Raw genomic sequence first — 13,724 nt, 5'->3', positions numbered from 1 at the left:
CCCACGAGGGGGACGGCCCGCCCGAGTCGCAGCGATGACGGCCGCGATGATGAAGCCTGCGTCAGCCGATCATCATCAGGCTGGCATTGCCGCCTGCCGCAGTGGTGTTGATCGAGGTGGAAACCTCTTCCAGCAGCCAGGCGCCATTCGGCCCCGCACTGACGTGCACGGGCACGATCGGGCCGGACATGCCCGCCACCGCCTCGCAAGCCGCGCGCACGGCGGCGGCGTCACCCTCGACCAGGCAGGCCGCGAAAGCCTCCCCGGCGTGCGGGTGGAAGCGCGCCTCGATCTCGGCAGGCAGACCGCCGGGGACCGCCATGCCCTCGACAGTCGCGGTATTGCCGGTAGCCAGCACCGCCGCCATCTGCGCGAAGAGGCCGGCGCGGGTCGCCGGGCGCAGCAGCACGCGGCCACGCGGATGCAGCGCGTAGAGGTTGCGCTCGCCCACCGGGCCGGTCAGTTCGGTCTCGGTGCCGAGCGCCGATGCCGCCCCGATCTTGCGCGCCTGGGCAGCCGCGCTCGCCTCGCCCACGCTCTCCAGCCATGCGGCAAAGGCTTCCACGAGCGGCGCGCCGTGCCCGGCCGGGCCGAGCACTTCGGGTGCCTTGGTGACCAGACGGCCAAGGTAGAGCGGGCCGCCCGCCTTGGGGCCGGTGCCCGAAAGCCCGCGCCCGCCAAACGGCTGCACGCCGACGACGGCGCCGATGGTGTTGCGGTTGACGTAAAGGTTGCCCGCCTTCACCGCCGCAGTCACGCGCTCCACCGTGGCGTCGAGGCGGGTGTGCAGGCCGAAGGTCAGGCCATAGCCGGTGCCGTTGATCGCATCGATCAGGCCCGGCAGATCGTCGCGGCGGAAGCGGACGACATGGAGCACGGGGCCGAAGACCTCACGGCCAAGCTGGGCGATGCTGTCGATCTCGACGATGGTGGGTGCCACGAACGTACCACGCGCGCAGTCGGCGGGGATCGCCACCTGTTCCACCTTGCAGCCGCGTGCCTTCATCGTCTCGATATGCGCGGAAATATTGGTCTGCGCCTCTGCGGTGATGACCGGACCGATGTCCGTCGCCAGCGTCTGGGTATTGCCGACGGAGAGTTCGGCCAGCGCGCCCTTCAGCATCTTCAAGGTGCGGTCGGCCACGTCTTCCTGCAGACACAGCACGCGCAGTGCCGAGCAGCGCTGGCCGGCGGAGTCGAAGGCAGAGGCGATGACGTCTGCCACCACTTGCTCAGCAAGCGCGGAGGAGTCGACTATCATCGCGTTCTGGCCGCCGGTCTCGGCAATCAGCGGAATGGCGCGGCCATCCGCCGAGGTGCGACCCGCAAGCTGCTTCTGGATCAGGCGGGCGACTTCGGTGGAGCCCGTGAACATCACGGCGGCCACTTGCGGCGCGGCCACCAGCGCGGCGCCGACCTTGCCGTCGCCCGGAACCAGCTGCAGCGCGTCGGCCGGAACGCCGGCCTCATGCAGGATGCGCACGGCTTCGGCGGCGATCAGCGGGGTCTCTTCGGCGGGCTTGGCCAACACGGTGTTGCCGGCGACAAGCGCGGCGGCGACTTGCCCGGCGAAGATCGCCAGCGGGAAGTTCCACGGGCTGATGCAGACCACCGGGCCGAGGGCGACTTGCTCCGCACCGAACGTCGCGCGGGCCTGCTGCGCGTAATAGCGCAGGAAGTCGATCGCCTCGCGCACTTCAGCAATGGCGTTGGCGGCGGACTTGCCGGCTTCGCGGATGACAAGACCCATCAGCTCGCCGATCCGCGCCTGCATGGCGTCGGCGGCGGCATCGAGCATGGCGGCACGGTCGGCCACCGGCGTACCGCCCCAGCGGCTGATCGCGGCGCGCGCGACCATGACTGCGGCGGCTTCGGGTGCCACTTCCATCACCTTGCCCACCACGTCGCGGTGGTCGGCGGGGTTCAGCACGTCGCGCACCTTGCCCTGCGCATTGGCAGGCATGGCGAACCACTCACGCGTCACGGAGGCCTGCAGCGCGGCGGTGAGCGCGGTCAGCGCGGTCTCGTCGGCCAGATCGATACCGGCGGAGTTGCGGCGACCGGTGTAGAGGCCGGCAGGTGCGGCAATCTCGCTGTGGCGCGCGCCGGGGTCCGGCATGGCGCGGACGATATCGACCGGATCGGCAACCATCTCGTCCACCGGCACCGCCGGATCGGCAATGCGGTTCACGAACGAAGAGTTCGCGCCGTTCTCCAGCAGGCGGCGCACGAGGTAGGCCAGCAGCGTCTCATGCGTGCCGACCGGTGCGTAGATGCGGCAGGGACGGTCCAGCTTGTCGGCACCGACGACCTGCGAATAGAGCGGCTCACCCATGCCGTGCAGGCACTGGAATTCGTACTTGCCGATGGCGAAGTCCGGCCCGGCAAGCTGGTAGATTGTCGCCAGCGTCTGCGCGTTGTGGGTGGCGAACTGCGGGAACACCGCGTCCGGCGCGGCCAGCAGCTTCTGCGCGCAGGCGACGTAGGACACGTCGGTATGGACCTTGCGCGTGAACACCGGGAAATCGGCGAGGCCATCGACTTGCGCGCGCTTGATCTCGGCATCCCAGTAGGCGCCCTTGACCAGACGCACCATCATGCGGCGGCCGGCGCGGCGGGCCAGATCGATGATCCAGTCCAGCACATAGGGGCAGCGCTTGCCGTAGGCCTGCACCACGAAGCCAAGGCCATCCCAGCCCGCCAGATCGGGATCGAGCGCCAGGCTTTCCAGCAGATCGAGCGAGAGTTCGAGGCGGTCCGCTTCCTCGGCATCGATGTTGAGGCCGATGTCGTAGCCCTTGGCGATCACCGCCAGCGCCTTCACGCGCGGCAGCAGTTCGCCCATCACCCGGTCCGCCTGCGCGCGAACATAGCGCGGGTGCAGCGCGGAAAGCTTGATCGAGATGCCCGGCCCGCCATAGACGCCGCGCCCGGCGCTGGCCTTACCGATGGCGTGGATGGCGTTGACGTAATCGGTGTTGTAGCGGTCCGCGTCGGCCGCCGTGGTGGCCGCCTCGCCTAGCATGTCGTAGCTGTACTGGAAGCCCTGCGCTTCCAGTTCGCGGGCGCGCTTCACCGCTTCGTCGATGGTTTCGCCGGTGACGAACTGTTCGCCCATCAGGCGCATCGCCATGTCGACACCGCGACGGATCACCGGTTCACCGGCGCGGGCGACAAGGCGCGTCAGCGCAGCGCCAAGGCCCTTGTCATCGACGCTGCCGACCAGCTTGCCGGTAACGACAAGGCCCCAGGTGGCGGCATTGACGAACAGCGACTTGCCGTTGCCCAAGTGTGCGCCCCAGTCGCCGCCGGCGATCTTGTCGCGGATCAGCGCATCGCGGGTTGCATCGTCGGGAATGCGCAGCAGCGCCTCGGCCAGACACATGAGCGCGACGCCCTCCTCGCTCGACAGCGAGTATTCCTGCACCAGACCCTCGACGCCGGTGCCCTTGTGGTTGGCGCGCAGCGTGGTGACGAGGTTGCTGGCGGTGGCGCGGACGGCGGCGCGGGTGGCGTCGGGCAGCGTCGCGGCGGCCAGCAGCGGGGCCATGCATTCGGCCTCATCGCGGCGGAAGGCATCGGTGATGGCGCTGCGAAGCGCGGTCGGCTCGCTGACGGCGGGGGCGAAAGCGGCGAATGGCGGGGTCTGGGTCATGCGCGCACAATATCGCGGGCCCGCGTGGCGATCCGCCTTATCATGGCGCCAAAACAGGCCATATGGACTTATGTTGTGGCCATACCTAGTCTGTTCGGATGGCCAAACTGATCAAATCAGTCGATCTGGACGAACATGACCGCAAGATCGTCGCAGCCCTCAGAAATGACGGGCGAATGAGCGTCACCGAACTGGCGCGCGTTGTCGGCCTGTCCAAGACGCCCTGCCAGGTGCGGCTGCGGCGGCTGATCGATTCGGGAGTGATCCGGGGCTTTCACGCGGCGGTCGATCCGGCCGCGCTGGGGCTGGATCACGTGGCCTTCACAGAAGTGAAACTGTCCGACACGCGCGAACAGGCGCTGAAGGAATTCAACGCGGCGGTGCGCCGCATTCCCGAAGTCGAGGAGTGCCACATGCTGGCCAGCCACTTCGACTATCTGCTGAAAGTGCGCACCCGCGATATCCGCCGCTATCGCGAGGTGCTGGGGGAAAAGCTGTCCAACCTGCCGCATGTTGCCAGCACATCGACTTACGTGGCGATGGAGACGGTGAAGGATACGGGGAACGTGTGAGGTTGGACTCGGCTTGAGCTTGAGCCGAGCATCCACCAACCCTGCCCAAAACACCCCGTCGTTCCCGCGAAGGCGGTAACCCCGCTTTTCTTGAGGCGTGGCGAGAAGGAAGCGGGGCCCCCGCCTTCGCGGGGGCGACGGATTGTTTGATTGGTCGGTCTGCGGAGGATCGAGAGGCCGGTCGGTGATCGGAACTTGAAGCGGCCCCTCAGGCCGCGCGAAGGCCCGGTTTGCGCCCTTCCTCGATCTGGAACAGGCCCGCCTGCGCCGCCAACGCGGTGGCATCGGACGAGAGCGAGCGCGTCGCTGCCGAAGTCTGCTCCACCATGGCCGCGTTCTGCTGGGTCGAACGGTCCATCATGCCGACCGTGGTGTTGATCTCACTGATGGCGATGGCCTGCGCATCGTTGTCGCGCGCCATGGAGCCGACCAGCTTGTGCACGCGGTCCACCTCGCCCGCGATCCGTTCCAGTTCCTGATCGACGCGCATAACGGCCGAAGCCGCTTCCTCGATCTCGTTGCGGGTGGCCGAAAGCCCGTCGCGCGCGCGGCGTGCCTCTTCCTCGGACCGCATGGCCAGCGAGCTGACGAGATCGGCCACGACCGCGAAACCGCGCCCCGCCTCACCCGCGCGGCCGGCTTCCACCGCCGCGTTCATGGCCAGAACCCGGGTCTGGAAGGCGATCTTGTCCAGCCCCTCGATCACGCCGTCGATCCCGCGCGCGCTTTCCAGCACGGTGCGCATGGCCTGCACGGCATCCACCGCGACATTGCGCCCATCGGTCACCGCCTCCAACGCGCCGCCGGCAATTTCCAGCGTTTCCTGCGCGCCGCCGGCGGTTACCTTCACACGGTCTTCCACCTGCTGCAGCGTTGCTGCCGCCTGCTCCAGACTGGCGGCATTGCTCTCGGTACGGCGGGCCAGATCCTCGGAAGCGCGCGCGATCTCGCCCGCGCCGCCCTGGATGGCGCTGGAGGTCTGCACCACCGAACCGATCGTTCCGCGCAAGTTGGCAAGGCTCTTGTTGTAGGACTGGGTGAGCGAAATGTAGGTGTGCGGCAGATCGTCGATGTCATGCACCAGATCGCCAGCCGCCAGCCGCGACATCGCTCGGTCCAGCGCCCCGATGGCCTGCGTACGCTCAGCCTCGGCCTCGCGGAAATAGATCGAGATGGACAGATCCATGTCCAGCATCGCCGCCTTCACCAGCGCGCGGCTGATCTTGCCGGCATCGGCGCCGGGCCGGAACAGACGGCGCCAGGGGCTGGCGGTGCGCTCCACGGCGGCCATGATCTCTTCCAGAATCATCGCATAGCCGCCGATGTACCAGCGCGGTTCCAGTCCGATGGTCGCGTGGACTTTGCCGATGCGCGAAACGGCGTCGTAGTAATCCTGATCGAACTTGCCGGTGGCGATCCGCATCCAGTGGCCCACCTGCGCGGACTTGGCGGAATCGATATGGCTGTCACCCCGGAACATGCGCGCCATTTCGGGCGTCGCGCGGACACGGGCATAAAAACGGTCGAGAGCGGGGCCGATGCACTTGCGCAGGAGCGGCTGGGCAGACGCGAGCACACGGCGCTGCGCAGCATTGAACTCAAGGAACGCGAGCCGTTCCTCGATGGTCTTGATGGTCAACTTCATCTCCTTCGCGGGCGGCCGCTCAGACCGGATTACAAATCCCCCACGAAGGCTATCTTAGGACGAAAACGCGCCTTTCCGGCGGCGACGGCCGGGAATATTTGGCGGAACTGCGGTGGGTTAAACGATTGCAGCAGGCTTCAGAAAAAAGCGATGCGGGCAATCACTCGCCCTTGGGAAGTACCTTGGCCCACCGCGCGTCCAGGCCGGCCTGCGCAACCGCGCCCTTGCCGCGCGATACGAGCGAGACACCGCGCAGGGTAACGCTATGGCCGCTCAGCCAATGGCCCGAAATGCTGTAGCCGATGTCGTAGAGCGCGGCATCCTCATGCACGTCCCCATCGACCAGAAAGCGGGTCCTGATCACCACCGGCAGCCGCTCGTCCCCCCGGCTGTCATCGGGCAGCTTCGCCGCGCTGCGGGCCTTTTCCAGTTCGCGTTCGAACCACTTGGCCTCGATCCTCGGCTCCCCGGTGGTTTCGGCCGGTGCCACGCCCAGCGCAGTGGGGAACACCACCGTCTGGCTCTGCACCGACTGTTCGGGAGAGGCGGGCTTCAGGATCAGCGTCTGACTGCCGGAACCGCTCGCCACCAGCACCAGCGTCGCCGCGCGGGTGGAGGCGCGCCGGGCGTCAGCCTGCTTCACCGCATCGCTGTCACTGCGTTCGGACCAGTTGTTCCACAGGGTCAGCGCGGAAATCACCACCGCGACCACCGCCAAGACTTCGCCCAGCGTGATCCATCGCCGCCGGATCGCCGCCGCCTCCGCCGCGCGCGCTTCGGCCTTTGCCTCGGCTTTGGCCCCGGGTTTGGCCCCGAGTTTGGGTTGAGAAGGTGATTCCGGGCGGGGGGTATCGTCGCTCACGCGCCCGTTCCATCATTTTCGCCGGCCATGGTCAAGCGGAAGCGAAATGGCGCACGGGTTGCCGAGACACGGCTTGCCGATGCACAGTTCCTCCGCCACAGCGCCACCCGACAGTATTCGCCGACACACCGGAGCCCGACGCCATGACCGCCCCCGTTTCCGCCCCCACTGGCACTCTGGCCGGCAAGCAATCCATCGGTCGGGACACGCAGCTGTGCATGTCGCTCTCCGGCCGGCCCGGCAATGCCGGATCGCGCCTGCACAACACGCTCTATGGGCGGCTGGGGCTGGACTATGTCTACAAGTCCTTCACCACCACCGACCTGCCCGCCGCGATCGGCGGCATCCGCGCACTGGGCATTCGCGGCTGCGCGATCTCCATGCCGTTCAAGGAAGCGGTGATCCCCCTGCTCGACGGTCTTGAAGATTCGGCCCGCGCGATCGACAGCGTGAACACCATCGTCAACGACGACGGCGTGCTGACCGGGTACAACACCGATTACACCGCCGTGCGCGATCTCGTCGCCCGGCGCGACATCGATCCCGCCACGCCCTTCGTGCTGCGCGGCAGCGGCGGCATGGCCAAGGCGGTCGTCGCCGCGCTGCGCGACCTTGGCTTCCGCGACGGTACCGTGGTCGCCCGCAATGCCGCGGCCGGCCCCGCCCTCGCCCAGCAGTACGGCTACCGCTGGCTGCCCGAACTGCCCGAACAGGGCGCGCCGATGCTGATCAACGTGACGCCGCTGGGCATGGAAGGCCCGCAGGCGGACGAACTGGCCTTCCCCGCCGAACAGATCGCCGCGTGCCAGATCGCCTTCGACGTGGTGGCCCAGCCCGCCGAAACGCCCTTCATCAAGGCCGCGCTGGCCGCCGGCAAGACCGTCATCTCCGGTGCGGAAGTGATCGTGCTTCAGGCGGTGGAGCAATTCGTGCTCTATACCGGCATTCGCCCGGACGCCGATGCCATCATGGATGCCGCCACCTTTGCCCACGGCCCCAACGTCGCTGCGCGCCTGCGCGATGCCGTTTGAGCCGGCTGCCCCAGAAACTCCATCCAGCTTCACCATAGTTGCCCGATCTTCGGTAAGGACCCTGTCATGACAAGAACCACGCTCACGCGCTTCCTCCTTGAAAAGCAACGCGAACCGAACTCCACTTGCCCGGCCGAACTGCGCCTGCTGATCGAAACGGTGGCGCGCGCGTGCAAGGCGATCAACCACGCCATCGGCAAGGGCGCGCTGGGCGATGTGCTGGGCAGCCTCGACACGGAAAACATCCAGGGCGAAGTCCAGAAGAAGCTGGACGTTCTGGCCAACGAACTGCTGGTGGACGCCAACGAATGGGGCGGCCACCTTGCCGGCATGGCGTCGGAAGAAATGGACACGATCCATCCGATCCCGAACCGCTATCCCAAGGGCGAATATCTGCTGGTCTACGATCCGATCGACGGATCCAGCAACGTGGACGTGAACCTTTCGGTGGGCACGATCTTCTCCGTCCTGCGTGCACCCGCGAACAGTTCGGGCCGCGAAGTGCGGGAGGAAGACTTCCTCCAGCCCGGAACCGCGCAGGCCGCCGCCGGCTATGCGATCTACGGCCCACAAACGCTGCTGGTGCTGACGATCGGCTCGGGCGTCTACGAATTCACGCTGGACCGCGAACTGGGCGCCTGGGTGATGACCGACGGGCCGATGCAGATCCCCACGGGCACGTGCGAGATCGCGATCAACATGGCGCGCCGCCCGCAGTGGTCCCCCGCCGTAACCCGCTATATCGACGAGCGCCTGACCGCCGGCGAAGGGCCCTGCGGCCGCCCCTACAACATGCGCTGGACCGCATCGATGGTGGCGGACGTCCACCGCATCCTGAAGCGCGGCGGCGTGTTCCTCTACCCGGCAGACAGCCGCACGACAGGCAAGGCACGCCTGCGCCTGCTCTACGAAGCCAACCCGATGAGCTTTCTGATCGAACAGGCCGGCGGTGTCTCGATCGACGGGTACAGCCGCGTGATGGACGTGCAGCCGGTCGGCCTGCACCAGCGTATCGGCCTGATCCTGGGCGACCCCGAAGAGGTGGCGGCGCTGCAGGAAACTGCGACGGCCTGACGAAAACGGCTGCGGGGCTGTCGAAAACATCGGCCTGCCCCGCAGGCCCAGCGCCCTCATTCGCGATCGGATGGCGCGCTACAAAATCGCATCCTCTCCCCGGGGTGATGCTGCCCCGACAAGTGCGCGGCGGGTGCCGGAGGGCCGCCAGCCGAGAGCGGCGATGCTCTGCCCGGCGGCATAGTCCCGCGCAGACAGAAGCGGGGCATCAAAGACAGGCTGGAAGAGGACAGCCTATTGATCTTCCACTGTAACTGGAAGAATTCTGGACAGAAATCTGCGAGTTGATTGCAGCGCCAGATCGGATCAAATCGTCATTGGGTGCACGTCAAGGGCCGCCTTGTAGAAGGATTCGGCATGTCGAAGACTCTGTCTGAGAAAATCTTGAACCGCTTGGGTGACAAACCGGCACAATTTGCATTTAATTTATCGAATACTCCGCTGATCCGTCGTCGAATGGGGCGGCGTTACATCAAAGCTCTCGACCGGCATCGGCCCTCGCTGCCGCTGCTTGACGGCTTGGACCGCGAAATCGTGGCTGGTCTCGAACGCGACGGGGTCTACGTCACCTCGCTGGAGGCGTTGGGGCTGCCGGGCTCTGCGCAGATGCTGCGTGCGGCCCAAAAGGTCGCGCAGGAATGCGCCGAAAGCGCCCGGCGCGACGCGAGCGCCGGCCGTGAATTCATCAGCGCGCCAGCCTCCGCAACGGTGGACAATCCGGAGATATTCCACTGGGGTCTTAACGAGCGCCTGCTCGACATTGCAGAGGCTTATATCGGCCTGCCGGCTGCCTATGACGGCATGGCGCTGCTCTACACGGTGGCGGACGGAAACGAACTCGGCACCCGCAAGTGGCATCGCGACCGCGAAGATCGCAAGATGATCAAGATCGCCGTCTACTGCAACGACGTGACCGACCAAGGCGGGCCGTTCGAACTGATCAGCCGGGTAGACAAATCGCAGGGCGTGGATGACCTCTATTGCTTCGAATTCGGTACCGATGACGTGCTGCAAAAGCGTCTTGGCGCCGAGTATTCGCGTGACATCGTAAGCTGCACGGGCCCTACCGGCACAGTGGTATTCGCCGATACCGCCCGGTTTTTCCATCGCGGCGCACCGGCTTACGACAAAGACCGCGCGGCGTTGTTCTACGGCTATTTCGCCAACCAAACGCGGCACCCCTATTTCTGCGAGCGATCGGGTTTGAAACGGCGGGAGATCGCTGGTTTGGCGCAAGGCCTGTCGCCACGTCAGCGTGCAAGCGCGCTGTGGTATCAGCGCTTGCCGGCCTTGCTGCGGCTGATTCCGCCAGCTCCGGTTTGAAGCGCCGTCCTCTTTTCCGGGCGTGGGAGCACAAGTGCATGTCCCAAGGAAGCGGACGCCAATAAGCCGGATGCCAAAGAATTGGATGATTGCCCGATGTCGAACATTCAGACTGCGGCCATCGATCGGGATCTCCCACTGGACGCGGCTGTCGGCATTGTGGTGATCGGGCGCAATGAAGGCGAAAGATTGCGGCCTTCCCTGCAGTCGGCATCACGGGACAGCCACCGCGTCATCTACGTGGATTCCGGTTCGAAGGACGGCAGCGCCGATCTGGCACGCAGTTTCGGCATCGAAGTGATCGAACTCGATTCCACCTTGCCCTTCACAGCAGCACGGGGCCGCAATGCAGGGTTTGAGCGCATAATAGCGCTTTGGCCCGATACGCAGTTCGTCCAGTTCGTCGATGGCGACTGCGAACTCTCCTCCGGATGGATAGAGGCCGCATTGGCGCAAATTGCAGATGCCCCGCGCACGGCCATCGTTTTCGGCAGGCGGCGCGAACGTCATCCGGACAAGACCTACTTCAACTACGTCTGTGATATCGAGTGGGATGGCGTCGCGGGGCCCGCCGAAGAATGCGGTGGAGATGCACTTGTACGGGTCGAGGCCATGCGGGCGATCGGCGGCTATGACCCAGGGCTTATCGCCGGCGAGGATCACGATCTATGCCTCCGGATCCGGCTCCGCCAATGGCAGATCATCCGCCTGCCCGATGAGATGACCCTGCACGATGTGGCCATGACCTCATGGTGGCAATGGTGGCAGAGAAACCGGCGGAGCGGCCACGCCGGGGCAGAGGCATGGCACCGTCGCGGCAGGGAGGACCCGACGCTCATCAAGCACGTACTAAGCAATCTTCTATGGGGATTGCCGCCCTTCTGGCTCCTTTGGCCCGTGCTGTGGTGGCGGGTCTATCGCCGCTTCGACGCGATCTACGCGACGCATATCGTATTGGGCAAAGTGCCCCACTGTGCCGGGCAACTCGGCTTTTGGTGGAGCATTCTTAGCGCACACAAGAAAGTGCTGATCGAATACAAATAGCCACGAAGCCGTGCATGACGCGCGCGGCGATAAGCAACCTGCTCAACCGCAATACAGTTCAAGGCATAAACCAAGGAAATCCTTGGGTTTATGAGACTTAATCGTGATGTGGTGGGATAGTCCCTTGGCGGAGAGGGTGGGATTCGAACCCACGGTACGGTTGCCCGTACACTGCATTTCGAGTGCAGCGCATTCGACCACTCTGCCACCTCTCCGCTAGAGATGCGATAGCGATGGAAGGTCTCCATCGGGTCGGGAAGCGCGCCTCTAGCTGGCACAATCGCACTTGCCAAGCCCTCTTTTTGCAAAATGTGGGGAACAATCCACAGGCCAGCTTGTGAGCCCCCGGCTCCAAACCTATATTGAGCACATGAACAGGGCATCGTTCTTCTCACCACAGGCCGGCCGCATCATCGATGCACCGCGCCAGACCCGGGCTCGTTTCGCCATTGGCGATGTGGTCCGCCACCGTAATCACGACTTTCGCGGTGTCGTCTTCGATATCGATCCCGTCTTCGCCAATAGTGAGGAATGGTACGAATCGATTCCCGTCGACGTGCGGCCGAAGCGAGACCAGCCTTATTACCACCTCCTCGCCGAGAATGAGGATTCCAGCTACGTCGCCTACGTCAGCCAGCAGAACCTGATGGAAGACGCCGACGGCGGGCCGGTGGAGCACCCTTCCGTGCCGCAGCTGTTCGAAGCGTTCCACGATGGGCACTACCGCCTGAGGCGCGGCCTGGCGCACTGAGCTACCGCCTCCTCAGGAAGGCAACAAAAAAGCCGGCGGGGTTGGACCCACGCCGGCTTTTCCATGTCGTTCGTTCGGGAAATCAGCCCTTCAGCTTCCAGCCCGAGCGCAGCACCAGATAGACCACCAGCGCGAAGGCCGCGTTCAGCAGGCCAAGGCCGAGGGCGCTGTGCAGCACGGCCAGATTGGAATTGCCGATGTCGCTCTGGCCCAGGAAGCCGAAGCGGAAGCCGGAGATCACGTAGAAGAACGGGTTGAACCGGCTGACCGTCTGGAACGCCGGCGCAAGGTTGTCGATCACGTAGAACGTGCCCGACAGCAGCGAGAGCGGCGCGATCACGAAGTTGGTGACGGCGGCGTTGTGGTCGAACTTCTCCGCCCAGATCGACGAGAGCAGGCCGAGCAGAGAGAGGAACACCGATCCGTTCAGGCCGAACCACACCACCGCCCAGGGATGGTGCACGGTCAGGTCGACGCCGGGCCACAGCAGCATCGCGGCGGAGAGGGCCAGGCCCACCAGCAGCGCGCGGGTAACGGCGGCGCCGGTCATCGCCAGCATCAGTTCGCCCTCGCTCAGCGGCGGCATCAGATAGTCGATGATGGTGCCCTGGATCTTGCCGGCCAGGAACGAGAAACTGGAATTGGCGAAAGCGTTCTGCATCATCCCCATGACGATCAGGCCCGGCGCGACGAAGGTGGCGAAGTTCACGCCCAGCACTTCGCGACCGCCGCGGCCCAGCGCCACGGTAAAGATCACCAGAAACAGCATCGTGGTGATCGCCGGTGCCCAGATCGTCTGGGTCTGGACCTTGAAGAAGCGCTTCACCTCCTTCATATAAAGGGTCTTGAGCCCCAGCCAGTTCACCTGGTGGATCAGGGGCTCTCCCTTTGCCGGGAAGTGGCGGGGCTGCACGATCCGCTCGGGGGACTGCAGAGCGGTCGAATTCGTTTGATCGGCCATGCCCCCGCGAGTATCGGCTGCGGCTTTCCAAGGCAAGCCGTGCAACGGAATTTCGGGGCGATTCTCTGTCGAATCGCTCCCTGCAAGAAGATGGAACTGGAATGAGCTGGACGGACGAGCGGATCGAGAAGCTGACCAAGATGTGGGAGGGCGGTGCCACCGCCAGCCAGATCGCGGACGAGCTTGGCGGCGTCAGCCGCAACGCGGTGATCGGCAAGGCCCATCGCCTCGGCCTCAAGGCACGCCCCTCTCCCGTGAAGGCGAATGAGAAGCCGGCGCGCCCGGCTCCCGCGCCGAAGAAGGCCAAGCCGGCCGAGGAACGGCCCGCCGCGCCCGCACCGCAGGCGGCTGAGGCCCCTGTCGCGCGCCCCGCGCCGACGCCGCCCGCCGCCCCGGCCCCGCGCGCGCCCGAACCCGCCGCGCCGCCGTTTGCGGCCGATGACGAAGCGCCCGTGGCGCCCAAGGGTCCGCGCGTGGTTTCGGTCGGCCCCGGCGGCTTCCTGCGTCAGGGCCCCGGCGATCAGCAGCAGCCGATCCCGCCCGCTCCGCCGCGCCGCCTGGTGCCCGCCAAGCCGAGCGCGGAAATCGCCGACAAGACCAGCCTGCTGGACCTGAACGACCGCGTCTGCCGCTGGCCGATGGGCCACCCGGGCGAGCCGGACTTCCACTTCTGCGGTGACAAGGTGAACCCCGGCTTCCCGTACTGCGTCGAGCATTGCGGCCGGGCCTATCAGGCCCAGCTGCCGCGCGGCGCCCGCCGTCCCCCTCCGCCGCTGCCCTTCGGCGGACCGCGGGTTCGCTGATCC

11 protein-coding genes and 1 tRNA gene are annotated in these 13,724 nt (G+C 65.9%); 7 read left to right on the top strand and 5 right to left on the bottom strand.

Annotation, left to right across the window (positions count from 1 at the left end; genetic code table 11):
• Positions 1-61: 61 nt before the first annotated feature.
• Positions 62-3,655: a trifunctional transcriptional regulator/proline dehydrogenase/L-glutamate gamma-semialdehyde dehydrogenase gene (putA, locus tag ACZ1JV_RS13005; protein ID WP_465151871.1), complete on the bottom strand. Its 3,594-nt coding sequence runs from the start codon at positions 3,653-3,655 to the stop codon at positions 62-64.
• A gap of 98 nt (positions 3,656-3,753) precedes the next feature.
• Here putA and ACZ1JV_RS13000 point away from each other — a divergent pair, with 98 nt between their 5' ends.
• The gene (locus ACZ1JV_RS13000; RefSeq protein ID WP_465151870.1) at positions 3,754-4,227 is read left to right on the top strand and encodes an Lrp/AsnC family transcriptional regulator; all 474 of its coding nucleotides are present in this window, start codon (positions 3,754-3,756) and stop codon (positions 4,225-4,227) included.
• A 208-nt stretch (positions 4,228-4,435) separates the two neighbouring features.
• On the opposite strand, the gene ACZ1JV_RS12995 is transcribed toward ACZ1JV_RS13000, so the two are convergent.
• Together ACZ1JV_RS12995 and ACZ1JV_RS12990 are read right to left on the bottom strand one after the other, a co-directional pair.
• Entirely contained in the window at positions 4,436-5,866 is a 1,431-nt protein-coding gene (locus tag ACZ1JV_RS12995; RefSeq protein ID WP_465151869.1) for a protoglobin domain-containing protein, read from the bottom strand.
• A 166-nt stretch (positions 5,867-6,032) separates the two neighbouring features.
• A complete protein-coding gene (locus ACZ1JV_RS12990; RefSeq protein WP_465151868.1) occupies positions 6,033-6,734 on the bottom strand; it encodes a hypothetical protein in 702 nt (233 codons plus the stop codon).
• A gap of 143 nt (positions 6,735-6,877) precedes the next feature.
• On the opposite strand from ACZ1JV_RS12990, the gene ACZ1JV_RS12985 reads away from it, so the two are divergent.
• The 4 genes from ACZ1JV_RS12985 to ACZ1JV_RS12970 all read left to right on the top strand — a co-directional run bounded on the left by ACZ1JV_RS12985 (position 6,878) and on the right by ACZ1JV_RS12970 (position 11,206).
• Positions 6,878-7,765: a shikimate 5-dehydrogenase gene (locus ACZ1JV_RS12985; RefSeq protein WP_465151867.1), complete on the top strand. Its 888-nt coding sequence runs from the start codon at positions 6,878-6,880 to the stop codon at positions 7,763-7,765.
• A gap of 66 nt (positions 7,766-7,831) precedes the next feature.
• A complete protein-coding gene (locus ACZ1JV_RS12980) occupies positions 7,832-8,839 on the top strand; it encodes a class 1 fructose-bisphosphatase (protein ID WP_465151866.1) in 1,008 nt (335 codons plus the stop codon).
• 357 nt (positions 8,840-9,196) lie between these two features.
• Positions 9,197-10,162 (top strand): hypothetical protein, encoded by a 966-nt coding sequence (locus tag ACZ1JV_RS12975; RefSeq protein WP_465151865.1) that lies wholly within the window; start codon positions 9,197-9,199, stop codon positions 10,160-10,162.
• 96 nt (positions 10,163-10,258) lie between these two features.
• A complete protein-coding gene (locus tag ACZ1JV_RS12970; RefSeq protein WP_465151864.1) occupies positions 10,259-11,206 on the top strand; it encodes a glycosyltransferase family 2 protein in 948 nt (315 codons plus the stop codon).
• A 125-nt stretch (positions 11,207-11,331) separates the two neighbouring features.
• On the opposite strand, the gene ACZ1JV_RS12965 is transcribed toward ACZ1JV_RS12970, so the two are convergent.
• Positions 11,332-11,421 (bottom strand) — tRNA-Ser (locus ACZ1JV_RS12965).
• A gap of 155 nt (positions 11,422-11,576) precedes the next feature.
• Between ACZ1JV_RS12965 and hspQ the strand changes: the two genes are divergently transcribed.
• Positions 11,577-11,957 carry a heat shock protein HspQ gene (gene hspQ, locus ACZ1JV_RS12960; RefSeq protein WP_465151863.1) on the top strand — a complete coding sequence of 127 codons (381 nt, stop codon included), beginning with the start codon at positions 11,577-11,579 and terminating at the stop codon, positions 11,955-11,957.
• 82 nt (positions 11,958-12,039) lie between these two features.
• On the opposite strand, the gene ACZ1JV_RS12955 is transcribed toward hspQ, so the two are convergent.
• A complete protein-coding gene (locus ACZ1JV_RS12955; protein ID WP_465151862.1) occupies positions 12,040-12,918 on the bottom strand; it encodes an ABC transporter permease in 879 nt (292 codons plus the stop codon).
• Positions 12,919-13,019: 101 nt separating this feature from the next.
• Between ACZ1JV_RS12955 and ACZ1JV_RS12950 the strand changes: the two genes are divergently transcribed.
• The gene (locus ACZ1JV_RS12950; protein ID WP_465151861.1) at positions 13,020-13,721 is read left to right on the top strand and encodes a GcrA family cell cycle regulator; all 702 of its coding nucleotides are present in this window, start codon (positions 13,020-13,022) and stop codon (positions 13,719-13,721) included.
• Positions 13,722-13,724: the final 3 nt, after the last annotated feature.

Source organism: Novosphingobium sp. BL-S-19, assembly GCF_055521675.1.
This window is presented reverse-complemented; position numbering and strand designations above follow the sequence as displayed.